The following is a 26495-nucleotide window of genomic DNA, read 5'->3' as shown; positions in this document are numbered from 1 at the left end:
CAACGCGAGAAGGTCACCATGAACATCTCTAAATTTTTCATCGACAGGCCAATATTTGCGGCCGTTCTGTCGGTGGTGATTGTGCTGGCAGGCTTCATCGCGCTGACAAAGTTGCCAACGGCTGAATATCCGGAAGTCGTGCCCCCGTCGGTCGTGGTTCGTGCCCAGTATCCCGGCGCAAATCCGAAGGTCATTGCTGAAACCGTTGCCTCTCCCATCGAAGAGCAAATTAACGGTGTCGAAAATATGCTGTACATGCAGTCGCAGGCTAATAGCGACGGCGCGATGACAACAACCGTGACGTTTAAGCTCGGCACGGACCCCGACAAGGCACAGCAATTGGTGCAGAACCGGGTTTCACAGGCCATGCCGCGTCTTCCCGAAGACGTACAGCGCCTGGGTGTCACCACCGTCAAGTCGTCGCCTACCCTGACGATGGGTGTGAACCTGGTGTCGCCGAACGGACGCTATGACCTCACCTACCTGCGCAACTACGCCCTCATCAATGTCAAGGACCGGCTTGCACAGGTCCCGGGTGTAGGTGAGGTCGCGATGTGGGGCGCTGGCGACTACTCGATGCGCGTCTGGCTTGACCCGACGAAAGTGGCCCGCCAGAACCTCACTGCAACCGATGTTGTAAAAGCAATCCGCGAGCAGAACGTCCAAGTCGCCGCGGGCATCGTCGGCGGTGCTCCGATGACGACGAACGTGCCAATGCAACTGAGCGTGAATGCCCAGGGTCGACTGAAGACCGAAGAAGAGTTCCGCAACATTATCCTGAAGACGTCCCCCGACGGTGCGGTGACGCATCTGAGCGATGTAGCACGCGTGGAAATGGGCGCAGCGGAATATGCTCTGCGTGCAAGTCTCGACGGTAAGCCGGGGGTGCAGCTCATTATCTTCCAGCAGCCCAACGCAAACTCGTTGCAGATTTCGACCGATGTTCGTCGAATCACGGCAGAGCTGCAAAAAGACATGCCCGAAGGAGTTGAGGCCAAGATTGTCTATGACCCGACACAGTTCGTCCGGGAAAGCATCGATGCGGTTGTCCACACCCTCTTCGAAGCCATCGTCCTAGTTGTGATTGTGGTCATTGTCTTCTTGCAAACCTGGCGCGCGTCGTTGATTCCGTTGTTGGCGGTACCCGTCTCGATTGTAGGCACCTTCTCGCTGATGCTGGCATTCGGCTTCACAATCAATGCATTGTCGTTGTTCGGCATGGTTCTCGCCATCGGGATTGTGGTCGATGACGCGATTGTCGTGGTTGAGAACGTGGAGCGGAACATCGCCGCAGGGCTCACGCCGCTCGAGGCGTCATACGAAGCAATGCGGGAAGTGAGTGGGCCGATTATCGCAATTGCATTGACTCTCGTAGCCGTGTTCGTGCCTCTGGCGTTCATGTCTGGTTTGACGGGTCAGTTCTACAAGCAATTTGCAATGACCATTGCAATTTCGACCGTCATCTCCGCCTTCAACTCGCTCACGCTTTCGCCCGCGCTTTCGGCATTGCTGCTCAAGGACCATCACGCGCCTAAGGACTGGCTCACGCGAATCATGGACCGCATCCTTGGACCGTTCTTCAACGTATTCAACAAGGTGTTCAACCGCGGCTCGGAAGCATACGGCAAAGGTGTTGGCGGCATCATCAATCGCAAGGCGGCGATGATGGTCGTCTATGGTGTCCTGCTGGGCGGAACGTTCCTGCTCGGCAAGATTGTGCCGGGCGGCTTCGTGCCCGGTCAGGACAAGGACTACCTCGTCAGCATCCTGCAGTTGCCACCGGGTGCATCGCTTGACCGGACTGAAAAGGTCGTTCACGAGATGGGGGTCATTGCCCGCAAGCAGCCGGGTGTCGTGCACTCGCCGGAATTCCCTGGCCTCAACGTTACCGGTCTGATGAATTCGTCTAGCAGTGGCCTAGTGTTCCCGGTCATGAGTCCCTCGAAGCATCGTACCAAGGACGAGTCGGCAAATGCGATTGTCGCCAACCTGAACAGGGAATACGGCGGTATCAAGGACGCAGTGATTGCGACCTTCCCACCGCCCCCGGTCTCGGGTCTGGGCACTATCGGTGGCTTCAAGTTGCAGATTGAGGACCGTGGCGCACTCGGCTACGAAGCACTGAACAAATCCGTTCAGGCGTTCCTGGCTGCCGCAGCAAAGGCCCCTGAACTCGGCCCGTCGTTCTCGAGCTACCAGATTAACGTTCCTCAGCTGAACGTTGAATTGGACCGAGAGAAGGCCAAGCAGCTCGGGGTCAGCGTGACGGATGTCTTCGACACGATGCAGATTTATCTGGGCTCGCTGTATGTGAACGACTTCAACAAGTTTGGCCGTGTATACCAGGTGCGTGCACAAGCGGATGCGCCGTTCCGCTCTTCGGCTGAAAGCATTCTCCAGCTCAAAACTCGCAATACAGCGGGCGAGATGGTTCCTCTTTCGTCTCTGGTCAAGGTTACGCCGACGTTTGGCCCTGAGACCGTGATTCGATACAACGGCTTCCTTGCGGCCGACATCAACGGCGGACCTGCTCCGGGATACTCGTCTGGCCAGGCAATGGCGGCCGTTGAACGCATTGCAGCTCAAACCTTGCCACGCGGTATTAAGTTCGAGTGGACTGACTTGACTTACCAGCAGATTCTGACCGGCAACGCCGCGTACTGGGTGTTTCCTATCAGCGTGCTCCTCGTGTTCCTCGTACTGGCTGCCATGTACGAAAGCGTGACGCTGCCACTCGCGATTCTGCTGATTGTCCCGATGAGCATTCTGTCGGCGCTCTTCGGTGTCTGGCTCACGCGTGGTGACAACAACATCTTTACGCAGATTGGTTTGATGGTGCTGGTGGGGCTGTCAGCGAAGAATGCGATTCTCATTGTGGAGTTCGCGCGGGAACTGGAAATTCAGGGCCGTACGATTGTTCAAGCGGCCATTGAAGCCTGCCGTCTGCGTTTGCGCCCGATTCTGATGACGTCCATTGCATTCATCATGGGGGTGATTCCACTGGTTGTGTCCACAGGCGCTGGCTCGGAGATGCGGCGCGCGATGGGCATCGCAGTGTTCTTCGGCATGTTAGGTGTGACCTTCTTCGGTTTGGCGCTCACGCCCGTGTTCTACGTGCTTCTTCGCAAGCTCTCGGGCGGCAAACAGCTCACCGACAAGCATGGCAACCACCCGCACATCCACGGTCCTGACGACAACGATGGCGGGCATGGCGACAGTCGTGGTATCCCAAAAGCTTCGCCTGCGCCCGGTTCGAAGGCGCCGGAACCGGCCCTGCAGGACTAAGGAGACCGACATGAAAACAATTTTCTCGATGAAGAATGGTTTTACCGGCTCCTTGCTTCTGAGCACCCTCCTGGTCCTGGCCGGCTGCTCGCTGGCACCGAAGTACGAAGTGCCCTCGACACCGACGATTTCGACCTTTAAAGAGGCACCTCAGGAGCCGCTGTCGCCAGAAGAAGCCGGCACTTGGAAGATGGCGCAACCGTCGGAAGACGTCGCACGCGGTGAGTGGTGGAAAGTGTTCGAGGATGCGAAGCTAAACGACCTCGAACAGCAGGCGCTGGATGCGAACCAGAACCTCAAAGCGGCAGCAGCCCGCGTGAAGGAGGCACGGGCTATGAATCAGGCAGCGCGCGCGGGTCTCTTCCCCTCGCTCGACGCAGGTTTTGGTCCGACCAGGCAACGGGTTTCAGCCGCCTCTCTGTTCGAGTCGGATGGCACGAATGTGCCGCAGCAGACGTTCTGGCGTGCTCAGGCAAGCGCCTCGTATGAAGTCGACCTGTTCGGTCGTGTTGCATCGACAGTTGACGCTGCGCGCGCCGACACGCAGCGCAGCGAGGCACTCTTTCGCTCGGTGATGCTTGCTCTGCAGGCTGATGTCGCGCAGAACTATTTTGCGCTGCGTGAACTTGACGCGGAGTCTGATGTGTTTAGGAACGCCGTCGAGCTGCGTCAGCAGGCGCTAAAGCTGGTGCAGCGTCGCTACACGGAAGGCGAAATTACTGAACTTGACCTCTCGCGCGCCAAAGCAGAACTTGCCACTGCGCAGTCGGACGCAATGACCGTGCAGCGTCTTCGAGCCGCCTCTGAGCATAGCCTCGCGGTGTTGCTCGGCAAGGCGCCGGCGGAGTTCTCGATGACGGCTGACCCAATTAAGCCGGTCAACCTGCGCGTGCCGCCGGGCCTACCATCTTCGCTGCTCGAGCGTCGCCCGGACATCGCTGCTGCAGAACGTTCGATGGCCGCGGCGAACTCGCGCATCGGTGTCGCGAAGGCGGCGTTCTTCCCCTCACTCACTATCACTGGTACGGGAGGTTTCGAATCGGCGACCATCGGCGACCTCTTCAAGTGGAGCAGCCGGGCGTTCCTGCTTGGTCCGCTTGCTGGTACGGCGTTGAACATCCCGATTTTTGATGGTGGCCGCCGCAAGGGCAACCTCGCAAACGCCCGCGCTGTCTACGAGGAAGACGTTGCGAACTACCGGCAGCAGGTTCTCGTAGCGTTCCGTGAGGTCGAAGACAACTTGTCGGACATGCGCATTCTGGAAGACCAGACGAAAACGCAGAACGAAGCGGTCCAGGCGTCACAACGTGCTGCAGACCTCTCGCGTTCGCAGTACACCGAAGGCGCAGTCAACTATCTGGACGTCATTGATTCCGAGCGTACGGTCTTGCAGGCTCGCCGAGCAGCTGTGCAACTGCAGGGCGTGCAGGCGGCTTCCACAGTCAACCTGATTCGCGCGCTTGGCGGCGGTTGGGGGGACGTGGTTCGCCAACCTTCCCAGCCGGCCCTGGGGCAGGAAGCGCCCGCAATTCCAGTGCAAACAGCGGTCGCACAGAAATAATGAAGCCGTTTTGAGTTAAGCATCGCACAGGCCCATCTAAAGTATCAGATGGGCCTGTCGCTTTATGGAGCGACGACATGAAATCCACCGTGACGTACACGATTCTCGGAACACCATTTAACTGGCTGCATCGTGCCATCTGCAGACTGATACTTTCGGTTAAGGCAACCTCTGCAGCAAAGATACTGCGAATCGCCTTCATCGCATCGCTTCTCTATTTCGCCGCAGTTGTGCTGGCGATAGGCATGGTAATCGCTCTGGCGGCCGCTGACGCAGTTCGATGCATATGGTTTTTCTAGGGGACGGGAGCGCGACCATGCCGCTCGCCACAAATCAAGGGAGCGACAGGAAGTTAGTGCGATTTCGGCGACTGGACGAGCGAATAGCTCAAGAGGACGACGGATTGAGAGGGGCCGTGTGAGCGACCCTCCGCGCCCGACTCCCAACTGGAGGGAAGTACTTAGACCGGCCCCATCTTATCGCTCGCAATTGCGCGCGTTGGCTCCGCTGGAGCAGCACACGGGCAATTCATCGACGCTCTACGGGTTTCGATGCGACATCCAACACTACGCTTGCTTGTCATCCATTCTGCAACGTTTCTGCAAGATGATTCACCACTGCCCGGGTCTTGGCCGCCATTTTCTGACCGAGCGATATGATGGCATTCACGGGAGGACCGTCGACATCCGTCTCGGGAAGCAGGTGTACGAGACGACCTGCACGCACGTGCGGAAGTGCAACGCGGTCGTGAATCTGCGCAATACCGAAACCCGCCACTGCAGCTTCGACAAGCGCCTGCCCGTCAGCAAGCACGAGGATAGGTTGCGGCGCGATTTCCCGCAGGCTATTGTTTTCTCGTACGGTCCAAGGACGTAGTCGTCCCGCTGGGCCACGGAAAACTATAGCGTCATGGTCGGCTAACTCCGCGAGCGTCTTTACTTCGCCCCGGCGCGCGAGATACTCCGACGATGCGTAGAGTCCAAGTTTCAGCTCGCAAAGCTTGCGTACGGTAAATTCGCTGTCCTCCGGCAATGCGCCGATGCGAACAACAACATCCCAACCTTCTCCAATCGGGTCGGACATCCGGTCAGTCAGCGCCATTTCTAATGTGAGCTTTGGGTACTTTGCCCGGAGCTGAATGAAGCTCGGCAGCAACAGACGTCCGAATCCCGCCGGAAGGTCAATCTTCACTCGCCCGGCAGGTTCAGCACGCCTCGACGCGAGCTGCTGTTCCGCTTCACGGAGACCGTCGAGCGCCCCCTGCGCGGCCAGGAGATATGTCTCACCGTCTTCGGTCAGCCGAACCGCGCGGGTCGTGCGCTGGAACAGTTGCGAGCCGAGTCGTGCTTCGAGGCGCTGGACCGCCTTACCAACATTGGACTTGCTGGTACCCATTTCCTCGGCTGCGCGCGTGAAACTACCGGTTTGGGCGACCGCGACAAATACCGCTATCTCGTTGATGGGTGCATCTACCCGCTCGCTCATCTCTTAACCCCGTTGCGCAAGGTGGAAACCGAACTGTATCAGGCACCTACAGCTCGGGGACAGCCACTTATGTTCCGCCGCTCGAACGTTATGCACGAACAGCCTCTTCGGCGACATCCTTCCGCTCAGACTTCGCGTCCGGCTCGTCATCCTGCGCTGGCGTCTTGCTCAGGAAAGCGATGGTAGCGAACGCCGACAGCAACGTGATAACAATCAGCACCTGCAGGAGGCTTGTGAATGCGTCCGCATAGCTCGACGACAACGCGTGCCGGGCGACTTCCGGCAGGGTCGATGCGGCGTGCACCATATCACCCGCCGTCATACGTTGTGCGGCATCCGCAACACGCGCGGCAATGTCACCACTATTGTCAGGAATGACACGGGAAAGACTCCTATGGGTCAGCGCCCCGAGTACTGCGGTCGCGATTGCGAGAGCGATACCTTCGCCGGCTACTCGGGTCGTGCTGAAAATGCCTGATGCCATGCCTGCGCGCTCCTTCGGCACAACGCTTACCGACAGACCGTCCATCAGTCCCCACGGCATGCCCGTACCAATACCAATCACTAGCATCGGCACGATGAGTTCCGATTTCGGTCCGCTAAAGTCGACCAGACTCAACCAGTACAGGCCTGCGGCGGCAATCAAAAAGCCGATGCCCGACAGCACCCCAGCAGACATCCAACGGGTGAACGAAGCAACCAACATCGGCACGACGAGCATCGGGGCCGAGAGCGCAATCATCAGCATGCCAGCGTCGATTTCGCTCAACCCTTCCGCGCCGATGAACCGCAACGGCAACATGACGATAAGCACGATGTAGCAATAGCACGTGCCCACCGGCAGAATCTGCACGCCGATGAAGCGCGGATATTTGAACAGGCTCAACTCGAGCATCGGCCGTTTGACATGGGCCTCGACCATGATGAAAGCGGCGAGAAAGACTGCCGATGCGACGAGAAGCGTCACAACAAGCGGGCTACCCCATCCGCTTTCCGGCGCTTGAATCACGCCGAACGTGAAGAGTGCAAGCGTTGCGGTGAAGGTGACGGTGCCTGGGTAGTCGAGACTCGATGCGTTCGGGTCGCGCGTCTCGCGCATGCGCGGCACACCAAAGACGAAGGCGATAGCGCCAATCGCAGCGATGACGAGGAAAATGGAGCGCCAGCCGAAATGCTCGATGAGCGTGCCAGCCATCAGTGGACCAAACGCGAGACCGATACCGAAGCTCGTGCCGAGCATGCTAAAAGCCCGGGTACGGGCGTGGCCGTCGAATTCCTGCGCAAGTGAGGCGCCTCCGCTCGAGAGTGACGCCGCAGCGGCGATACCTTGTATGCCACGCAAAATATCAAGCCATAGTACAGACGGCGCGAAGCTCATCGCGAACGAGGTGACAATGAAGCCACCGAGTCCGAGTACAAAGAGTCGCTTGCGGCCGAATTGGTCAGCCAACGCACCGGCGGCCATCAGTAGGCTACCGAAGCTCAGCATGAACGCGTTAGTCACCCAGGTCAGCATGGCAGGACTGCCGCCGAGGTCTCTCCCAATTGCTGGCGTAGCGACGGCGCCTCCTGAAAATGCAAGTGGCAAAACTAGCGCGGACAGACAAACGGCTGCAAGAATCAGCAGCTTGTTGGTGTCTGTTCCGGATGACGTTGCAGAATTCATCTACGAACCTGTGGAAGTAATTGGATTGCGAAGCGAGCGGGTCGACGCGCTCAGTGAGATGAGGCGCTCAAAGCGAGTCATTCTGAACAACGAATCGCCGAAGATAAATAACGCCACAGCGGATAGAGCGTCTCCGCGAAAGCGACAATTCCATTCCACCGAACGGCAGATTCGCTATTTGTCTTCCTTCTCAGCGTTGCGTTTTCCATCGCACTTCGCAATCCGCTTGCTTCCGTAGGAAGGTTTTGCTTCACAGGGCATCTTCGCATCGGTCCCGTGCTGCTCTCCACTGTCGTCCATCGTCCTGACGCAGTGACCTCGGCAGCCGTTGCGGGTTGGGTGCGGCACACTCCAGCGACATGCTCGTTAGCCGCTTCTTGCGGTGACTCCGAACAAGGGTGACGTCTCGCCCGCATGCACGTCTGCGTCGGCGCACGCATAGGCGGCCAAGGCAGCGGCATTTACGTCGGTATTCGGCACCACGGGCTTCTCTTCCGTGCGGCGTTTCGCTGACGCTTTCCCTGGCCGCGGTTTTACACAATTCCCAAGGCGGGATGCAGACACGAAGATTGTCGCTCTCGATTCGACAGAGTGGCGCTCCAAGTGCTGTTTATCGCGACCTCCATTTTCCCCATACTTCTTTCCAACGGTGCGGGTCATACGCACCACCCGCAACTTGGCCACATCGGTCATTCGTCTCGTAGGAAGACTCAAATGAAACTTTATATTGCTGAAGCCACCTGCTCCCTCGCCGCTCAGACTATAGCCAACGAACTAGGCCTTTCGCCGGAGTTAGTCCACTTCGATGTGTTTGGTAAATCGACTTCCGACGGCAGCAACTTCTCGGACGTCAACTCGCTTCTCTATGTGCCGGCACTGGTAATCGACGGCGAGAAAGAGGCCTTGACCGAGACCGTCATCATCTCGTCCTACCTTGCGGACCAGCATCCGGAATCGAAACTGATTCCGAAACACGGCACGATTGAGCGTGCCCGTATGGACCAGTTGCTCACTTTCATCGCGACTGAAATCGCGCAGAAGCATATCCCTCTAATGCGCAAGCTGATGACTCCGGAAGGCATCGAATTCCACACGATGAAGCTTCAAACAGCATATGGAGTGCTCGACAAGCAGTTGTCCGACGGCCGCACGTATTTGACGGGCGACCAATTTACGGTTGCTGACGCGTATGTGTGGGCAACGCTGTGGCACGAGCGTTCGGGCGTAAATCTCGACCATTTGAAAAATCTTGCCGCGTACATCGCCCGCGTCAACGCTCGGCCGTCGGCCCAGAAGGCTTTGAAGGACGAAGCTGAAGTCGTCGCGGTTCACAAGGCGCGGCTGGCCGCGTAGCCAACGCTGGCGGCGTATGCCGCTCGGTTGCAGTCATCGCCTGTCAGACGGCCCCGGAAAACGCCGGTATGCCCCGGCCTAGTCCGGTGCCTGTTCACAAAATTTTGATTTTGATACAGGAGGTTCACGTGAATGCACACGTTTCGCAAAAACCGGTAGAAGCCATCGCCGCTGAACGTACCACGAAGCTTTTCGAGCCGGTCCAAATCGGTGGACTGCCTCTGAAAAACCGAGTCGTCATGTCACCGATGACTCGGACCATGACGCCGGCGGGTGTTCCAGGCGATGCCAATGCCGAGTACTACCGCAAACGCGCTGAGGGCGGCGTTGGCCTCATCATCACAGAAGGAACGTGGGTTCCGCACGACGCCGCAGCCAACGAGGTGGATGTTCCTCGAATGTATGGTGTGGAAGCACTCGGCGGCTGGAAGAGGGTCGTGGACGCTGTACACGCCGAAGACACGCCTATCCTTGCGCAGCTCTGGCATGTTGGCCAGATGAAGCAGCACACTGTTGACGGTCTATACGAAGCAAAACGCGAGGACTACAAGCCGCCGCGTCGTGTCGGCCCCTCTGGTCTTTTCGGGGGTATTGGAAAGCCGACCACGCTCGACGGAGACCCGGCTCTCCCCGCAGACCTGGATTCCATCGTTGAAGCCTATGGCAAGGCTGCTATCAACGCGAAATTGGTTGGCTTCAATGGCGTTGAACTCCATGCGGCGCATGGCTACCTCCTTGACCAGTTTTTCTGGCCGGGTACCAACACGCGTACCGACAAGTGGGGCGGTTCGCTGCAAAATAGAGCTCGCCTCGCTGCAGACGCCATCGCAGAGATTCGTCGCATGACTGGACCGGACTTCGCCATATCGCTGCGCATCTCGCAGTGGAAGGTGCAGGACTTCAAGGCGAAGAACTTCAACACGCCTGAGGAACTTGAGGAATTCTCGCGCATCATGGTGGACGCAGGCGTTGACGTCTTCCACTGCTCGACACGTCGATTCTGGGACACGGAATTTGGCTCTGACCAGAACCTCGCCGCGTGGACGAAGAAGCTCTCTGGAAAGCCGACTATTACTGTAGGCTCCATCGGCATGACGGGCGAGCATATCGACACACTGATGGGTGAAGGTAGCAACGTTGCGTCGCTCGATAATCTGCTGCAGCTAGTCGACCGTGGCGACTTCGACCTTATTGCGGTGGGTCGCGGAATGCTGGTAAATCCGGATTGGGCGAATAAAGTCCGCGAAGGACGCATTGACCAGTTGAACAACTGGAATCCGGAGGTGCTGAAGGAACTCATTTAAATCGCTCCCGGGTTAGTCTGTGCCAATTTCGGAACGGTGCGACTTCCGTGCCGCCTTTTATCCCAATAAACAGGCTGGTTTCTGGTTAGCAGGCGGTTGCATTGCTATAGCATGCGGCTGCTCTGCTACGGAGCGCATTCATGTGCTTAACATCGCGACGCACTAGCGAAGCGCTGAACATCTCGGTCATGGCGAGCGTCTCGTGTTTTGAGCCCGCGAGTACCTATCCGAATTTACCAATTTGGCTTACAACCATGCCATTGCCTAACATCCGCTTGCCGTGCACGTTCCCCTCAAGTGCCCATGTTCAAACCGGCGTATAACTCCGGCGATGCGTCGAAGGGACAGTCGGGTGTCCACCGCAAAACTCGAGGTTTCCATGGAAAAAGACTATTGCGGAGAATTCTTCCCTCAAGACGTGCTCGATGGCTTGGTAGCAAAGATTGGCGTCACGGCATATGCCGTCCTGGCCGTTATCGCAGCGGCGGCGACCAGGGAGTCTCCAACTTCGACACGAACCCTTGAAGAGATTTCTGAGCTTATAGATAAAAGCGTTGACACAACGAGGGTCGCTATTGATGTACTTAAAAAACACAAACTTATCGCAGTAGAGCTGCACGGCCGTAGCAACCGGTATCGAATTCTCATTTGAAGAATTCCTGCCCGCGTGAACCCGACTTTGGGATGCGCCGCAGCAGCACTCGATGAATGGCACGCAGCGAGCTAACTCGTTTCCTACGGAAGTGCGAGCATTAAGCAATCTCGCTTACAGCAGCAGGTCCACAAAGACCGCTGCTCAATAGAAAGGCATGGAGTAAGTCTACCCTTGCCCTTGGAAGAAGTCCCGTTGGTCGGTAACTCGCTTCGCTTTCGCTCCTGCCTCGATATCTTCAGTTGTCGTCTATGTTCACGCATCAGTCGCCGAATCTGGTCGAGCGCTGCATGTGCGCTTTTTGCAATCAATGCATCCGCTTGAGCCTGAAGCTTCAACATCTTTCGCTTGGATTTGTTCGAGTGCAGGCACGGTGACCTCCGTAAAGTAGTTGGCCACAATCTTTCACGGCCTTACGAGGAAACGCTAAAGCATTGTTGTAGCGGAGCTCGGAATGAAAACGGGAACGCGCGTCTAAATCATTCGTTGCCTGTAGCCTAACTAAGGTTTTCTAGACGTTTGTCTTCACGGCAAAATGGCCGACAATGTGTTTGAGAGCGGAAGGCTTTAGGGAATTGGAGTACTAAGAGATTGCCACACCTTGACGAGCTCAAAGTTCTTTCGAAACCATGGCCCGCGGAATACCCTCATTCCCATTCGATTCAGACGGCTCGCGTACTCGCCCATCAACCAAAAATGCCGGATTGCGACGAATGTTGTGATGGCCTCGAAATCCGATAATGAGACTGGTTCGACGCTTCGGTAGCCGTTAACAAAATGTCCCCAGTTAGCTCTTACCTTTTCGTCCGGATTCGCAAGCTGTCGTCCCAGCAAGTTGCTCCATAGGTACACCGAAAGGTCATAGGCAAGATAGCCTGGCCCACCGTCGTCGAAGTCAAAGAACGAAGCTACCCTTGAGCCTTGGGGCCCGTCGCTCAGCAATGTGTTTCCTCCGTGGCAATCCCCATGGCACTCAACGAGCGTGAGCTCGGTGAATGTCGCTATGCGCGCCTCAAGACTTGCCGCAGTCGAACTCAGCATTTCGCGCACGTCTACGTCCAGGTCTCTCAGCGCCAGCAGTCGCGCTAGCGGACGGCGCAGGAGATGGTCAAAATCAAGTTGGTAGTTGCTCGCAGGCCCTCTGTAATCTCGGGATAGGATGTGAATACGCGCCAGCTCCGCGCCCATTTCTGCGATGTCGGTCGGCTCGTTTCGCGGCGGATTACCCGAAAGAAAATCAAAAACAACCAGAGACCGCCGTCCTTCAGGCGCAGCGACCTCTACGCTGAGCGCCCCGTCTTTAGCTACCCAAGGAGCGGCAACCGCCGCTCCGGCGCGCTTCAGATGTCGGAGCAGAGCTGTCTCGTAGTCGACGTTCGGAACTCCGCGTTCCAGGCGAGAGCTCAAGCGCGCGACACAGCGCCGGCCGTCCAACAGAGCAACTTCGTAAATGTCGTTGAAGCCCGCCTGCAACAACGTGCAATCAACGATTGGTCCGATTCCAAAATCCCGCTCAAGTACTTTGCGAATTTCGTCGCCCCCAACGGTTGAATATACTGCCCGCATTGGGCTTGAATCATCCGCTTCAGTGTTCAGCATCGTCGCAATCCTTTGAGGGAAGCCACCACCACGAGATTATCCGCATCCTATACGGCCGAAAATAACACTACAAAAGGTTCCGGCGTGGGATTGAATAGCGACTTCATGAATCTTGCATAGCTCTTTCAATCACGGTTCGCTAGCGCCCGCAGCTTTCTCTACGGTTGGTGTTAGCGGCGATGCAAAACCGCCGTTAGACGGCGGCGAGAATGCGCTTTTATGGGCGCGACCGAGGTCGAACCCCAGGACCAGTTTTTTGTCCCTTCGCGGGGTCAAGGATTCGCTTCGAGAAGCTGCGCTTGCCCTTGACCCCGCTACGAGACTTTTTGCTCGCGCGCTAATCAAAATTCGTTCCCGGAAAACACCCGCCGCCGTTTAGTGTCGGATTTCGACCGCCGTTCACAGTTGGGATAATTCCGAGCAGTAAGCACGGCAGCTCTACGGAATAAGCCACAAAGCGTGACGGATAGAAAGTTTTCAATTCTTTTCTGTCCATTCACCGCCAAGCATCACTTTGGTGTTTGGCTGACAGCTGTATCAAATGCACCCACGTCGCCCGCATTCCAGACTTTCCTCGTCGCCTTCGTTAACCACACGCACAGTGACGGACATGCGAACGAGGCGAGTCACGCTCGATGGCGAGCGCGTTAACGAGAGATGGGGGACTCCGAAATGGGCCCCTTTTCTAATGGATTTATCATTTCTATGCTGTCGACGCTTATGAACCACTTCCCTTGAATCCGAAACTTTTCGGTATTGAGTATCGTTGTTGTCGAGCTCTTCTCATCTGGGCGAGTTTCATAGGCCCATAAGCATTGAGATAACCCCAGCATCTCCGTCGACAAAATCAAACTCGAATCAGCCATCGTCAAAGTTGCAACCAACCCTAAGGATGCGCTGCGCGATGGTGGGCGATTCGGACGATAGAGAATTCTTAAAAGCAGTCAAAGATGTAAGCGTCGTGAAACTTGTACGGCACTCCGAGCACGTCATCACCGCTACAAGCCGTAGAGGCAGCCCGGCGTGCGGTCGACGCGTGATAGGTCGCAATTGGCCATATGCTTCCTCATTCTTAGTTTTCATAGCGCGACCGTCAGCGCGGTACGCTACTCGTGAGAGACTTAACACATATCCACGGGATTCCTCGCTTTCCGCATATTTCGAAGGGCAGCGGCATTTTGACTTTCTCCCGAAGCGCGAGAGTCAGGTCGTCCCTTCACCATCTCAGTTCGCAGGCTATGTCCTCAATCTCGAGGCGAAACCACACTGCGTAGCATGTTTCGAACGTAAGCGATGATGCAACGTTTTTCACGAACCGCGCGCCGGACTCCGAATAAATATCCCCGCAGACCACCAGTTTCAAGGAAAGACTCTTCAATCCTGCCTCGCTTATTCGACCATCCAACCGCTCCAGAGTTGACATCACCATCGAAGCAATCTTGCTCGCAAGGTCCCTCCCGAGTGAGATGCCCCTGTACCGCGCCTCAAGCCAAATCTCAAAGACCTCTATCTCGACGCTGGCGTCGCAGCGGACGCACAATGAAAAGGTGCAATAGCCGATGGGCTCTAGCCTGTCGGTGACGATTAACCGGTACCTAAGGTAGGGCGTCACGTTCTGAGCACCAGATTCGTCAATACTCTCGGCATCAACCCAAGCGGCAGTTCCTCCCCTGCGCGCCAGGCCGTGTCCCGCAAGCCCCGAATAGCGAAGGGAGGCGCGGCTTGGTTTGACGTCCGCTCGAACCTTCTTCCGTAGGACAGGCAATATCTCATTCAACCCGAGCGCTGCTGGCGGCTCGACATAAATAGCAAACAACGCACGCTTAAGACTGCATGACGGACCTTCGCGGAATTGCGGAAAGGCCGGCGAGAGCTCAAGCTCTAAGGGCTCGCGCAAAGCCCTATCGAGGGGTGTCGGTTGTCTCATGTCGCTGCGGTGGTAAGCGCGAATGTCGCGAGGGTAGGGGTTAGGACAGCCTCAATCTCGACCAAATCGGCCGTGGTCGTCAGAAGCATGGTACGTAACGAGAAAGATGCGGGTCAGAGCCGAATTATTCCGCGGGACCGGACTGAGTTCACCCAGCAGGCGAACTGAATCGGTTGTACTGCTCTACCGCGCGCAACATGAGCGCCGCCAGAGGATAGCTGCTGTCGAATGTTCGAACGCGCGCGTCCTTTTACGCTGCCTGAATGATGACGAAACCCCGCAGATTTGACATCGTACCCCACCAATGACCCTTAGGTAAGCTAGGTTAGCTTCGCTTTGTCCCGAATAAACTCGTTCATGCGTGCGACAAGTGCGTCGCGGCGTTGTTGCAAGAACTCCTGATAGCGCTCTGTCGCCCATAAGTTTGGGTCGGTTGGCACGCATTGGCTTGTCAGTGCAACTGTGCCCTGCTTAGCAACAATGTCAGCCAAGTACCCGGTAGCTTCCTTGTTACTGATACGTCGGTTGGTTTGGCCGGTAATGAAGGCCATGTTGGCAATCTCGTTTATTTCGGATGTTTCGTACTTTAACTTAAGCAACGACTTTGGGATGATATGGTGCCATTGGATGAAATGAAGTTTGCCCTGATGCCCAAGCGATAAACCTAAACCGCTGTACCAGTCCTTGGCTCCGGAGGCCTTTAAAGCAAGATAAGCGAGAGCGAATAGGGGGCTGTTGACCCCGCGTCCCGCGAGGTCACCGACCTCGATATGCAGCCGTCCAAATTGTCGTTTGACGGGCTCCATCAATGCGGCAACATTGCCCGTGCGAAACAAGATAGCCAAGTCCTCATTCAGCAGGGTTTCGGTCGAACCACGCGAATAGCGACCGCGAGCATTGGCAACCAGTAACCAGTGCAAAAGCTGGTTTTGTTCGACAGCAGTAAGTTTGTTGTCTTTGACCCGGCTCACCGCCGCTAGCACATGAATGAACATGGGTGACGACAGCAGCGACTCGTCTTCGATGCCCGCATTGGTGCGCAGGAAGTTGATGGCGAAATGAAGCCCTTCTTGCGCCTGTTTCCAGCCTTCCTTCAACGCATCTACCGGCGTGCTGGCGACACTGCGAAAAAGGCACTGTTTCGTGGCAAAGACCACGATAGCACGCACGAGTTGACCAAGCTCGATGGTGAACCAGTTCTGCTCGCACTCCTCCTGAAACGCCTCGAGTTCCTTAAGCAGGTTAGGCCAACGCGAGGTCATTTGTGCCAACGCGAGGTCAGAAGAACGCAGCTTTGCTCCGAGCGAGTTCACTCGCACGAAGATTTCCGTGACCTCTTCGTAGCTCATGCCACGCTCCAGCACGTGCACTACATAGTGGTAGTCCTTGATAGCACGCAGTTTCTTAAGGCGGTCGGAATACTTTTGAAAGCGCGCGTCTTTGAACGATTCAATTCCAGCCTTCTCGAGAATTTCGGCGTCGTTTGCCGTTCGAAAGACTTGGGTAACCGACACCCAGTTCGGCTGAGACAGCAGGCTCTTGCTCGCCACCACGAAGGTACGGCGGTTCAGCTTCGCCTGGAGCCCCTGTTCGCTTTCGTCGATTTCGTCGCTGTCTTCAGCCTCTTCCGCCACCTCGTCATCTGGAGTAACCGGGGACTCTTCGTCGCTATCCACCTCGACGATGTCAGTTGGAGGTCCGTCTGGGTGCTCCAGGTTAAACAGAATGTCGATGGCCCGCTTACGACCACGAACCGAAACTGGTTCACCATGCAACACTGCAGCCAGTGAGGTTAGCCGTTGCTGACCATCCAGCAACAGTTTGCGTCCCGCAAAGGCGTTGGAATCCTGCGCGATAGCGAAATCCCGCGTCGGTACCGGCTCGTCGGTCTCCCACATCAGGATGGAACCGCTGGGGTAGCCGCGATAGAGCGAATCAAGTAGGTCCCGCACACGGGTCGCCCGCCATACATAGTGGCGCTGGATTTCTGGCAAACGCAGTTCGCCGCGCTTGTACATGTCTACTAGGGTGCCAATTGAAACGTTTTGCTGCTGCATGGGCTTTCCCGGAAAATGCTTGTTATAGGACGTCGATGGGTGATAGTTATCCTTGCCGGGACAGCCGCAACGCATAATGCCCGGCTAATGCTGTCAGTGACGTCGTAGCGTCGCAATCTTGGCGTCCAACGCGCGATTTGTTTCTAGGCTAAGCGATGCCAACGACAGGGGCAGCGCCATCGAAGTGACTTGCTCTACTCCTCACTCCCGTGTACTAGCGAGTCAGGCATCCCAACGCCGTCGCAGTGTTGCAATCCTTGCGTCTGCCCGAAGCGCCTTGCCATCTGGTCCACACAACGCGACAGACCCATCCGGCAGGCCGAAGACACGCTCGATTCGCCTCCTGATGCTTCCCACACTGGCGTCGGCGCGTGCAGCTCGAAATCGACCCGGGATTTGCTTTCGAACTTGAGGTGGTTCCGGTTCGCCACTTTCTTGAATGGTCTCGCGTTCAACACGCTTCTCGCCAAACATGCGACTTACATCCTGCAGCTTCAACTTTTCAATGTCGGAACTGGCGACCTTCTCCCAATGATACTGTGCACCGATTAGGAAATGATACGTTTCAAACCCGACTTCTCTCACCTTTTCCGCGACGGACTCAACCTCTTCGTCGAGTCGCTCTTCTTCTTCCTCGCTTAAGTCGGGCACGACGGATGCCACGGGAGAATTGTCGAGCGCGCTTTCTAGGCCGTCAGCGGCGACTCGAATTAGGTCTGCCAACTCCGACAACTCTACCTTGTCACTCTCGAGAGCATCATCTCGTTCTTCCTGCTGGGCAGTGGAATCGCTCGATTCCAAGGAGTCGACATATCGCTCAAGGTACTCGAAACCTTCTGTAACGTGCTGCGACAAGTCATCCAACCATTCGGCGAACTCTTCGAATCCTAGCCGCTCGCCGAGCACATCGCTCGCGTTCTCGATGCACAACTCCAACATGCGCAATCCATACGCGAAGTCAATGGAATAAGCGTCGTACTTGTCCGACAACATCGCGAACTCATCGGCCCGCAAGCAGTATTCGGCCATCTTAAAAATCACCTCTTAGAAAGAGCAATCCGCGGCGGTAGCGCGTGTTAGACCGACCACACGTTTGCAAGAGCCTACCGAGCGCAGATGTATCTTCGCATTGCTCAATAGACGTTTCGACAACGCCGCTGACCAGGCATGCAGTGCTTGTGTCATTTTTCCGCTACTTCACCGCGTTTACGGTCTCCAGCTCAGATTCTTTAGTCACGACGCCATGCACGCCTGAAGTCCATCTCGAACGCCGTTCAAAGGTATCTCGGCTCACCGCAAGAGCCTTCTGCGACTACGAAAATTGTTCAATCGGAATCAAACGCTCATCTCAGCGCCGGCGTAAAAAGCAACAACTGCGGGCCGTTTTTCGCGCCGAAGTCTAATTACACTTAGGCGAAAGCTTTCTCTTCCACATCTCCGATAGGTTCAAGACCTTTTCCCCCTAAACTTGGTTACTTGTAATACACATAAAAACGGACCCAAGGCGATAATTTCGCCGTAGCCTTCGTGCGGAGGAACCACGACTTGAAGGGCGAACCGCACTGATTACCGAAGAAGGACTTTCCCGCGCGCTGACTAGCTTCTGCGGCCCATGCTTCCCGCGGACGAGCATTACTAGCTTGATGCTCCACCGACCATTTTTTTGCATCCATCCGGCCTAGAAAGTTTTAATCGAGACAGAGACTGTCTCTTCTCAGTGCGAACATAACAGCATTCACAATATTCAGCATGCGGCGCCCAATAAACAAAGAGAAAATGTTGCAGACGGGGAGGAAAACCAATGAACCAAAAAACAATTTTCCGTAGGCGACTGGTCGACTTAACCGTACACGAACTCGCACGGCTTCGGCTGCTCAACGACAAACTGCTTAAAACAGAAAACTGGATTCATCAGCGTGCAGCGCGCTGTCTTCTCGACTACCAAAGCGCCGGCGGATTGATACGCGCTAGACTTGACGGGCATACCTATGAGGATGTTGAACTAAACGCAGCCGTGACTTGCATCCTTCGCGAAACAAATCCCGAATTTGAGAGCGATGAGGACAATGTCATTGCGAAGCTCAACGCAAAGCTCCTGCTTGACAACAAGGATGTGCTTGGGCAAGAGAACTGGAATGAAGTCTGGGAACCCGGACCACATCCCCTCTCAGATATGCACTTTTGCTGGTTATTTCACGATTTGTTCGACCACCACTTAGAAGGTGATTGGGACAAGATGCTCGACGTTGGAGGGCTGTTGGTTGAGGTAACCCTTGCCCAGCAGCGAGACGAGTATTGGGAAGATTAAATCGGAAGGAACGCTGGAAGGCTAGGCCGCGAGATGGGCCGATGGCATATATAGCGGCTTGAGAGTTGACGCAAGATAACGACTTAGGGGTGACACCTATCTAATGCTTGGTGGGGCAGCCAGAAATGAATTTGCTCCGCCTCTCGGAGTCCGGCTTACACTCGTGCCTCTGTGAGCACGTCTTCTCCCAGCTCTTCACCCCCGTAAATCTTCGGCGCTTTCTTGCTCGTCCTCGCTTCAATCCTTAGATTAAATTTCGATAGAGAAAAAGTGCGACTGATGCAAGAGCAGGCGCTCAAAATCCTTCAGCGTGCCGTTCCCAGAATCCTGGCTCGTCGTGATGCGCGTTCTCCATCGCCTCCTCGAGCGAAAGAATCCAGAACTTCAGGTCATCGAATCGACACGTTCCATCAGGCCGCTCAAGGAATTCTTGCATGTCCTGATATGTCGGGTTACTAAGGTCGTACGGTACGTCTATATAGATTTGACCTTCATACGACGACCAACCGTTCTCGCGGACGATTCCCCCGCACATTGTCCACGGTACAGCGTTTGCATCGAACCACTCGATAATCATCTTTCTGCTTTCGATGGTTCGTAGGGGGGTGAAACTTCCGTGCGAGTCTTATGTCGGGCTTTTGTGAACTCCAAAAGCAGTACATCCCGTTTCTTCTTGCGGGCAATCGCGTCGATATGTTCAATTAGCATTGGCATGGCAGCGTCCGGTCAGTTTGCATTAGCCTACACCCTAACGCTCATATAAGACACATTCTGTCTCAAATGTGTAGAATTCGCTCATGACGGGATGGCCTGGGACGACAAACAAAGAGACTAACGATATGGCGACAAACGGCGCGTTAGATGAGGCGATTTTGGGCATTCTCCCAGATGAAAACAATCCAGAGCCTTGGATTACTACACCTGCAATCGCATTGCGACTGCAGGAATTGGGACATGAGGACATTTATCCGAAGAAGGTACAAAGGCACCTCGCCAAGCTTGAAGCTGTAGATAGGTATGTCACATCTCGTGAAAATGGGCGAGCGCTGGAATGGCAGCGTAGCAGTTGGTTGTGGGGCGCGCATGGTGTCGGCTCCCTTATGACAGGTTCGGAAGCTGTGGCCTTCACCTTGCTCGGACGCTTTACGCGTAACAAACTCCCCGAAGTAATCTCAACCGACATTGAACCATTCTTCAAGGCAGCCGAGCTTCGACTGTCTCAGCAAAAGCCAGAAAATCGCAATCACCGTAGATGGGTCGACAAAATCGCTTGGGTCGACGGCGCGTTCGAGCTTACCCGGCCGAAGCCGAATCCTAACGTCCTGCAAACAATCTCCACCGCGATGTTTTTCGAGCGCGAGTTAACGGTGACGTATCGCCCTGCATATAAGGGGCTGAAAGAAGATGCACCGGCTCGCCGCCTTTGCCCCCTCGCGCTCGTCGAATCTGCCGGCGTCATGTACATGGTTGCGCAGGACCCTACCCGTCCGCCGCGTCCGGAGGCGAATAAACCAGATTGGTTGCGCACACTGTTCCGGCTCGACCGAATCAGCAAAGTTGAGGACACGCTGCAGTCCTTCGAGTATCCGAAAGACTTTAAGCTGAGTGAATTCATCAGCACCCAGAAGATGTTCGATTTCGTTACTGAACCTCCGGTCACGCTCGAACTGGCGTTCTCGGGCAACGCCGGCGAACATCTGAAGGAGTCGCCCATGGCAAAAGACCAAACGGTCGCGGTCATGCGCGACGGCCGGTTGAAGGTCGCAGGTACAGTCGTGCCGAGCCTCAGGCTGCGCTGGTGGATACGCTCAATTGGCGCCGATGTTGAAGTGCTTGCTCCGAAAGCGTTGCGAGCAGAGTTCGCAGCTGACTACAAGTCGCTTGCAGCACTCTACAAATAAAGAAACCAATTAAGACCTGAACTGTCTCGTTCTTTCGGCAATGACTGCGTTTTGTAATTTTGGGAGGTCAAAACGTCGCCAAGCATTCATCCGAGATTGCATTTGTTGCGCAGTCACTGCGATTTCCACCGGACGCAACCAAAGACGTTTCGGTGTCGACGGAACTGATTCACGATAGGCTCCTACGCAAACGGGCTCGCTTGCATACAGCGCTTCCTGGTCTCTCGTCCGAAGGGACATATGCCGTGCTCGCGCTAAGCGGCGGGCAGCGAGGCTGGCGTTCGGTATTGCAAGCGCTGCACCAGCAAGCAAACTTCGAACGGCTTACGCCAAGCCGGCGTCGATTTTCACGCGGGCATGTTCAACGTCGTGCTCAAGTAAATCCTAAAGCTTTGTTTATGCGCGATAGGCTCCTAACGAATCTACATCCGAGACTAACCGCGACCCTTGGTACCCACGATGGCTCTCCGGTCTGGGCCCTTCAGCCTAATGGAGGATGCTTTAGGAGCCCCGGCCCTGCTATATTTTGGCGAGATGTTTCAATCCAGCGCGGACAAGCGCCTCCTGACATTCGGGGACCGCACAGTTACTATTACTGACAGGTAGAAGGTTGCTTGCAATCTGGGCCCAGCTTTGCATGGGTGGCTTGCCTGCATCGCGAGTGGCATCGATATGGCACAAACCTTTGATTTTCAGAAGTCCAAGCACCGCTGAATCGACGAACTCTTCGCTCACCCGAAGGACCCCACCGAGAACTGACTTTAGGTGTTTATTAACTCCATGGAAATTCCGCAAGTGACGGTTTCGCGAGATGTCTGCGTTCCCGCAAACAGACGTCGGTAGCTCGGCTACCGTCGACAGATTGGTCTCCTGACAAACGAAATCGCCATCAATCTCTGTGATTCGAACCGGAAATTTCCCGTTAGGGAAATCGTCCCCGAAAATAACCAGGCTCTCACCCAAGCGATAATCTCCAGTCGCAAGCCTGGTGTAATGCTCGATGCCCCAGCGCGCGAGCCAATCCTCGGAAGTCGGATTCGTCGACGGCATGTCGGCCGTGAGCTCGACCATAGGCGGTTGATTAAGAACGTGAGGACCAGGACACTCGTCTCTTAGTGTCTCCGGAATTGTATTTGCCCATTCCGCCTGGTCGTAACGCGCCGGGCCAGGCAACGCGCCAAACCCTTCGGCGAGTGCTGTAGCTAAGTATGCCCCGAGCGAGCGCCTGGGAATAAGATGCAGAACCGTGTTAGCCGTCCAGAGCTCAAAAATTCCGGTGACGGGCGCAGTTAACCCACGCTTCGCCGCCCATTCTAGGGCGGCTTGATGCACAAAAGCCGCCTCCAGCGGCGGCGCATTTACGCCGATGCTTGCCTTACGGTAAGGCACATATAGCCAGCGTTGTTGGATTGCCTCGAGCGACATGGCGAACACATCAAAGCGGTAATGAGCTGTTCCGCAGGCCATCAGAAAATCGTTCGCTGTTTGTGTCGCTTCTTCATCAGAAGAGCAATATGGCCCAAACCGTTTAGCGATAAGGTCGCGCCCGCCCCTCATGACGTAGACTCCCCATTCGCCCGGTTCCTCGGCGCGGAATCGGATTGACTTGTAGAAGTAAAAGTGCGCTGGACGACAGAACGTCGAACCTGAAGTGTCCTCCCTTTCGGCCGGGTTCAGTACGTCCCATATGTCACCGTCAGAACGGGTATCCGGCTCATTCGGGCCATTCTTGGCTTCATGGTCAGAATCGAAGTTCTTCAATGGCTCGCTAACGCGCCTCTGGACGGCGTACAAGTAATTTTCGATTGCGCTCACGGGGTATTCCGGGAATAGTGGCGATGCAGTTTAGCAATTAGCGGTCACGCTCAATGTGCTGCGTCCCGCACCCGTCTAACGATAAAACACTCCTCCGGGAGAATTATGATTTCGGAAGTGGAGTGTGAAAGCGATGCAACGCCCAGCCGCTTTTACGTCGCTTGGTTGGGCTCTCGAATCAGCCTTTAACGTAGAGCGCCTTGGTAACAATGCATGGCCCGGGCTCCAGGTCGTTGCAATTCTCCCACTCCAGCGTAAAGCTTCCATCGCGCCAACGCATGAGGTTCTGCCGCAGCGGAAAAAGTGGTTCATTAAAAGGAGTCAGCGGAATCAGCCCATAGCGGCCCCATTCGACCGCGCCCTTGGGCCCATTGCCTACCGTGAGAAGCGTTGCCCCCGGAAGCTCACGCCCGTCTTCTGCGGCTAGTAAGTCCAGCGACCCTTCAGGGATGGCCACGACAATCGGCGAGTTGACCCACTCCGGCAACGTATGTGAGACAGCCGCGCCCACCCAGCCATCTCTTAACTGTAAGAGACCTGCTCGCAGCGGCGCAGTCCATGGGAGCAAGCTCGATTGGCGCGTCCTGTGAACGATAGGTGGCGTGGCGAGATGCTCAAGGGCTATTGCAGGCCAGTCGCCTATTCGAAAGAGTGCGGGCTTGATGAACCGGTAGTCACCAAGCGCGTTGCTGGCCCACCGCAGCGTGACAAGGCCATCGCGGTCCACGAACATTTCCTTCGCACAGGTTCCTTTCACTTGGGATAGAGGAAGGAGTGGCCGGGTTTCATAGTGCCCCCAAGGAGTGCCGTGCACACGCTTCCATGATTTTGCCCAGAGTCGCCTCTCTTCACTCGAGACCACACTAGGATAATGCTCGCCGGTGCTGATATCGCGCACCCCGCCGAACGGTAAAGCGAGAAGAAGTTGCCCATCAAAATAATGTTCTGACCAACGCCCACCGACGCCGTATGGACCCTCTGTCTTGAGCGTCTCACAATGCATCTGCTCCAAGATGCCAAGAGACTCTGCGGGCAGCGCCATCATCACTGGGTGCCGTTCCCAGCTCAAGACGTCGTGGCTCACCTCCAAATAAAGGGTGTTCGCACGAGGCTCGAGCTTCGTCGGGTCGATGAAGAAAGCGTCCGTCACGCGCGGTCCCTGTTTTCAAAGTTCAACGAATCTCGCCCAGCTACCGCTGTAGCAACTCATGAATTTACGCGTTAGTTTCGTAAGCACGGCAAGCGCCATCGCTCTACAGAGAGTGCAGGCGCTCATCCAGAAATTGCAAACCTTCCATCGCTCCTCCTGCGATTCCGACGCCAATATGAGGCGCAATCGCCTCCTCGCGAGGGTTGATGCGAATGACGCGCGGGCCATGCCTCTCACTGAAGCGGCGGACAGTCGGCAACGCCTTGCCTGCACCCAGTTCAACGACGACGAGGCGCTGGGGCGCTTGCAACCAAGCGTCCAGTCGGCTTGTCTGGCGCTCCGAGTATTTCTCGACCCAGCCCCAATCTCCGAACATAAGAATGTTGGGCCGTGCTAGCTTTCCGCAGCGGGGACACACCGGCATTTCGTTCGTAAGCCGCCCTGTCGCTTCGCTGATTTCCGGGTCGAATCCATGCGCCGGCCAGGCGTCACTTGAACACGGCTCGGTACATTGAAGTGAGTGGATGGTGCCGTGGCACTCGGCCACCTGCAACGCATCAAACTCGGCCTTCTGAAACTGGCCATCGACATTGCTCGTGAACACGAAACCGCCATGCTGCATCCTGGCCGCCCATTTCCGTAAGATGCCAAAGCCTAAATGGGGCTCTGTTTTACGATAAAGCGCGAGACGGTGTCCATAGAAACCCCAGGCAAGCGTCGGCATCTTCGAGAAACTGGCCGGGTTGGCCATATCCTCGAAGGACATGCGATGATGCTTGAGCGCTGGGTAGGCCCGCCAAAAACCCTCGGCTCCGCGGAAATCGGGTAAGCCCGAGTCCACGCCCATGCCGGCGCCTGCCGTAATGAGCAGCCCGTCGGCCTCCCGCAGCCAGCTGACTGCTTTGTCGATTTTCTCTTCAGCGTCCATTGAAATTCCCGATATGCGCTCACTGCTGGACGAGCGCAGTAGTCCATTCGGAGACTGCCAACCGTGTGTTACTTGTGCGCTTGCCAGACCAACGCAGACAACTGATTGCCGGTGCCGACGATGCGGAAGTTGCTATCGCGAGTCTTGTCAGCCTTGGGGTCGTACTCGCCCACTCGCCGGAAGTTCGCGTCGTAAGCAACTTGCTTTCCACTTGAATCAGTATCAATGCTTCCGATGACTCGATAGTTGTTGTCGCGGATGTATTCCTTGCTCATGTGCGCACTCCCCTGGTTGGTTTCAGTTTTTTTGTTCTGCCCGTCGCATGCTTGCGCCGTTCCGTGCATGAGAAGCAGTGTGAGGGGCAATAGGGACAAATTATGTCTCATTGTTTTCCGCTTCAAAAATTCTCCGTCCACCGTTCCCAGAAGCCGCGTTCATCGTGGTGCGCATTTTTCATTGCGTGGTCTAGCGACAGAATCCAGAATTTGACGTCGCTAATTCGTTTCGCTCTTCGGTACTACAACACGATAGATGCTCTTGGGCATGGCCAGTACTTCATCAGGGGCCGTGGTCAGAACGACCGGCTGAAAATCCAGTTTTCTTCTTGGGCAGGAATTGAGTCGGCTGCGCCTGCGGTTAGGTCTGTACGCTGAACAGGTCGGCTTGTGTCATGCGTCATACCCTCATGGCTTCCTTCTTCGTATAGGTTTCGGAGTCAGCTCGGCAAGGCCGTCGGCGCGACCGGAACGCCGGACTTTCCTCCAGATTCCATGCCCTGTTTAGGCCTGAACCGATTCGGCTGGACGCCGATTACGCGCTCGCCCATAATCGTCGGAAAGAATAAAACAACAACTGCAGGTCGGGGAAAAATGACAAAGAACATCGCTGAGCGCGAGCTCAAGGGCTTCGCTGTGGACAACGGCGTCGCGGAAAACCTCTCCTCCTATTCCGCCGGCGCACGTGCGGCGCAGTATCTGGAGTCGACCCAGCTCAACAAATTCGGCACCAAGGGCGGAACCGGATTCGCCGCAGAAGACACTAATGCGCTCAACGAAAAGCTCAGGGGCGCCAAGGTCGAGCAGGTGGGGTCGAACAATGCGAAGAACGGCGCCGACCGCGTGACCAACGGCGCTCACATCCAGACCAAATATTTCAACACCGCCTCCCGGACGGTGAACGACGCATTCGACGCGAAGACCGGCGATTTTCGCTATCCCGGCATGCAGCTCGAGGTGCCGAGCGACCAGTATGAAAAGGCTGTCAGCCTGATGCGGGAGAAGATTGCCGCCGGGAAGGTGCCGGGGGTATCCAACCCGGACGACGCCACCACGCTCATCAAGAAAGGCAGCGTCACCTACCAGCAGGCGAAGAACATCGCGCGTGCGGGCAACATTGACAGTCTCATCTACGACGCGAAGAACAACGCAATCACGAGCAGTTACGCGTTCGCCATCGGCTTTGCCATCAGCTTCGCACGGGCTAAGTGGGAAGGCAGGTCGACCAA

General features: G+C 56.0%; 20 protein-coding genes. 9 read left to right on the top strand and 11 right to left on the bottom strand.

Annotation, left to right across the window (positions count from 1 at the left end; genetic code table 11):
• The first annotated feature begins 18 nt into the window (after positions 1-18).
• The 3 genes from HB633_RS17980 to HB633_RS17970 all read left to right on the top strand — a co-directional run bounded on the left by HB633_RS17980 (position 19) and on the right by HB633_RS17970 (position 5145).
• A complete protein-coding gene (locus HB633_RS17980) occupies positions 19-3285 on the top strand; it encodes a multidrug efflux RND transporter permease subunit (protein WP_213779543.1) in 3267 nt (1088 codons plus the stop codon).
• A gap of 10 nt (positions 3286-3295) precedes the next feature.
• Positions 3296-4846, top strand: a complete 1551-nt coding sequence (locus HB633_RS17975; RefSeq protein ID WP_213779782.1) for an efflux transporter outer membrane subunit — start codon at positions 3296-3298, stop codon at positions 4844-4846.
• Positions 4847-4923: 77 nt separating this feature from the next.
• The gene (locus tag HB633_RS17970) at positions 4924-5145 is read left to right on the top strand and encodes a hypothetical protein (protein WP_213779542.1); all 222 of its coding nucleotides are present in this window, start codon (positions 4924-4926) and stop codon (positions 5143-5145) included.
• A gap of 280 nt (positions 5146-5425) precedes the next feature.
• Here the strand turns inward: HB633_RS17970 and HB633_RS17965 are convergent, their stop codons facing one another.
• Complete coding sequence (locus HB633_RS17965) at positions 5426-6331, bottom strand: LysR family transcriptional regulator (protein WP_213779541.1); 906 nt, start codon at positions 6329-6331, stop codon at positions 5426-5428.
• 88 nt (positions 6332-6419) lie between these two features.
• Positions 6420-7997 (bottom strand): MFS transporter, encoded by a 1578-nt coding sequence (locus tag HB633_RS17960; protein ID WP_213779540.1) that lies wholly within the window; start codon positions 7995-7997, stop codon positions 6420-6422.
• A 591-nt stretch (positions 7998-8588) separates the two neighbouring features.
• Between HB633_RS17960 and HB633_RS17955 the strand changes: the two genes are divergently transcribed.
• From HB633_RS17955 to HB633_RS17945, 3 genes are all read left to right on the top strand, one after another.
• Positions 8589-9350: a glutathione binding-like protein gene (locus tag HB633_RS17955; RefSeq protein ID WP_346730331.1), complete on the top strand. Its 762-nt coding sequence runs from the start codon at positions 8589-8591 to the stop codon at positions 9348-9350.
• Positions 9351-9478: 128 nt separating this feature from the next.
• Positions 9479-10654 (top strand): NADH:flavin oxidoreductase, encoded by a 1176-nt coding sequence (locus HB633_RS17950; protein WP_213779539.1) that lies wholly within the window; start codon positions 9479-9481, stop codon positions 10652-10654.
• 379 nt (positions 10655-11033) lie between these two features.
• Positions 11034-11306 (top strand): hypothetical protein, encoded by a 273-nt coding sequence (locus HB633_RS17945; RefSeq protein ID WP_213779538.1) that lies wholly within the window; start codon positions 11034-11036, stop codon positions 11304-11306.
• Between the two features lie 567 nt (positions 11307-11873).
• On the opposite strand, the gene HB633_RS17940 is transcribed toward HB633_RS17945, so the two are convergent.
• From HB633_RS17940 to HB633_RS17925, 4 genes are all read right to left on the bottom strand, one after another.
• The gene (locus tag HB633_RS17940; protein ID WP_213779537.1) at positions 11874-12905 is read right to left on the bottom strand and encodes a phosphotransferase; all 1032 of its coding nucleotides are present in this window, start codon (positions 12903-12905) and stop codon (positions 11874-11876) included.
• A gap of 1216 nt (positions 12906-14121) precedes the next feature.
• Positions 14122-14832, bottom strand: a complete 711-nt coding sequence (locus HB633_RS17935; protein WP_213779536.1) for a hypothetical protein — start codon at positions 14830-14832, stop codon at positions 14122-14124.
• Between the two features lie 320 nt (positions 14833-15152).
• Positions 15153-16889 (bottom strand): DUF262 domain-containing protein, encoded by a 1737-nt coding sequence (locus tag HB633_RS17930; RefSeq protein WP_213779535.1) that lies wholly within the window; start codon positions 16887-16889, stop codon positions 15153-15155.
• Between the two features lie 222 nt (positions 16890-17111).
• Complete coding sequence (locus HB633_RS17925; protein ID WP_213779534.1) at positions 17112-17918, bottom strand: hypothetical protein; 807 nt, start codon at positions 17916-17918, stop codon at positions 17112-17114.
• A gap of 772 nt (positions 17919-18690) precedes the next feature.
• Between HB633_RS17925 and HB633_RS17920 the strand changes: the two genes are divergently transcribed.
• Entirely contained in the window at positions 18691-19197 is a 507-nt protein-coding gene (locus tag HB633_RS17920; protein ID WP_213779533.1) for a hypothetical protein, read from the top strand.
• Positions 19198-19492: 295 nt separating this feature from the next.
• Here the strand turns inward: HB633_RS17920 and HB633_RS17915 are convergent, their stop codons facing one another.
• On the bottom strand, positions 19493-19774 hold the full coding sequence (locus HB633_RS17915; protein ID WP_255580991.1) for a hypothetical protein: 282 nt from the start codon (positions 19772-19774) through the stop codon (positions 19493-19495).
• Positions 19775-20036: 262 nt separating this feature from the next.
• Between HB633_RS17915 and HB633_RS17910 the strand changes: the two genes are divergently transcribed.
• Positions 20037-21098 carry a WYL domain-containing protein gene (locus tag HB633_RS17910; RefSeq protein ID WP_213779532.1) on the top strand — a complete coding sequence of 354 codons (1062 nt, stop codon included), beginning with the start codon at positions 20037-20039 and terminating at the stop codon, positions 21096-21098.
• A gap of 519 nt (positions 21099-21617) precedes the next feature.
• Here the strand turns inward: HB633_RS17910 and HB633_RS17905 are convergent.
• The 4 genes from HB633_RS17905 to HB633_RS17890 form a co-directional block, all read right to left on the bottom strand.
• Complete coding sequence (locus HB633_RS17905) at positions 21618-22913, bottom strand: hypothetical protein (protein ID WP_213779531.1); 1296 nt, start codon at positions 22911-22913, stop codon at positions 21618-21620.
• 178 nt (positions 22914-23091) lie between these two features.
• Positions 23092-24063, bottom strand: a complete 972-nt coding sequence (locus tag HB633_RS17900; protein ID WP_213779530.1) for a hypothetical protein — start codon at positions 24061-24063, stop codon at positions 23092-23094.
• 103 nt (positions 24064-24166) lie between these two features.
• Entirely contained in the window at positions 24167-24991 is an 825-nt protein-coding gene (locus HB633_RS17895) for a Sir2 family NAD-dependent protein deacetylase (RefSeq protein ID WP_213779529.1), read from the bottom strand.
• A gap of 68 nt (positions 24992-25059) precedes the next feature.
• Positions 25060-25266 carry a hypothetical protein gene (locus HB633_RS17890; protein ID WP_213779528.1) on the bottom strand — a complete coding sequence of 69 codons (207 nt, stop codon included), beginning with the start codon at positions 25264-25266 and terminating at the stop codon, positions 25060-25062.
• A gap of 594 nt (positions 25267-25860) precedes the next feature.
• Between HB633_RS17890 and HB633_RS17885 the strand changes: the two genes are divergently transcribed.
• Positions 25861-26495 (top strand): hypothetical protein (locus HB633_RS17885; protein WP_213779527.1); only part of this gene is annotated, 635 nt, incomplete at its 3' end.

Origin of the sequence: Caballeronia sp. dw_276, assembly GCF_018449635.1 — a bacterium.
GTDB lineage: Bacteria > Pseudomonadota > Gammaproteobacteria > Burkholderiales > Burkholderiaceae > Caballeronia.
The sequence above is the reverse complement of the archived record's forward strand: the minus strand, read 5'-3'. Positions and strand labels throughout refer to the sequence as shown.

What these genes read in the sequence shown, in the direction of transcription:
- HB633_RS17980 (WP_213779543.1), top strand. Translation starts at nt 19, where the DNA reads ATGAACATCTCTAAATTTTTCATCGACAGGCCAATATTTGCGGCCGTT.
- HB633_RS17975 (WP_213779782.1), top strand. Translation starts at nt 3,296, where the DNA reads ATGAAAACAATTTTCTCGATGAAGAATGGTTTTACCGGCTCCTTGCTT.
- HB633_RS17970 (WP_213779542.1), top strand. Translation starts at nt 4,924, where the DNA reads ATGAAATCCACCGTGACGTACACGATTCTCGGAACACCATTTAACTGG.
- HB633_RS17965 (WP_213779541.1), bottom strand. Translation starts at nt 6,331, where the DNA reads ATGAGCGAGCGGGTAGATGCACCCATCAACGAGATAGCGGTATTTGTC.
- HB633_RS17960 (WP_213779540.1), bottom strand. Translation starts at nt 7,997, where the DNA reads ATGAATTCTGCAACGTCATCCGGAACAGACACCAACAAGCTGCTGATT.
- HB633_RS17945 (WP_213779538.1), top strand. Translation starts at nt 11,034, where the DNA reads ATGGAAAAAGACTATTGCGGAGAATTCTTCCCTCAAGACGTGCTCGAT.
- HB633_RS17940 (WP_213779537.1), bottom strand. Translation starts at nt 12,905, where the DNA reads ATGCTGAACACTGAAGCGGATGATTCAAGCCCAATGCGGGCAGTATAT.
- HB633_RS17935 (WP_213779536.1), bottom strand. Translation starts at nt 14,832, where the DNA reads ATGAGACAACCGACACCCCTCGATAGGGCTTTGCGCGAGCCCTTAGAG.
- HB633_RS17930 (WP_213779535.1), bottom strand. Translation starts at nt 16,889, where the DNA reads ATGCAGCAGCAAAACGTTTCAATTGGCACCCTAGTAGACATGTACAAG.
- HB633_RS17925 (WP_213779534.1), bottom strand. Translation starts at nt 17,918, where the DNA reads ATGGCCGAATACTGCTTGCGGGCCGATGAGTTCGCGATGTTGTCGGAC.
- HB633_RS17920 (WP_213779533.1), top strand. Translation starts at nt 18,691, where the DNA reads ATGAACCAAAAAACAATTTTCCGTAGGCGACTGGTCGACTTAACCGTA.
- HB633_RS17915 (WP_255580991.1), bottom strand. Translation starts at nt 19,774, where the DNA reads ATGATTATCGAGTGGTTCGATGCAAACGCTGTACCGTGGACAATGTGC.
- HB633_RS17910 (WP_213779532.1), top strand. Translation starts at nt 20,037, where the DNA reads ATGGCGACAAACGGCGCGTTAGATGAGGCGATTTTGGGCATTCTCCCA.
- HB633_RS17895 (WP_213779529.1), bottom strand. Translation starts at nt 24,991, where the DNA reads ATGGACGCTGAAGAGAAAATCGACAAAGCAGTCAGCTGGCTGCGGGAG.
- HB633_RS17890 (WP_213779528.1), bottom strand. Translation starts at nt 25,266, where the DNA reads ATGAGCAAGGAATACATCCGCGACAACAACTATCGAGTCATCGGAAGC.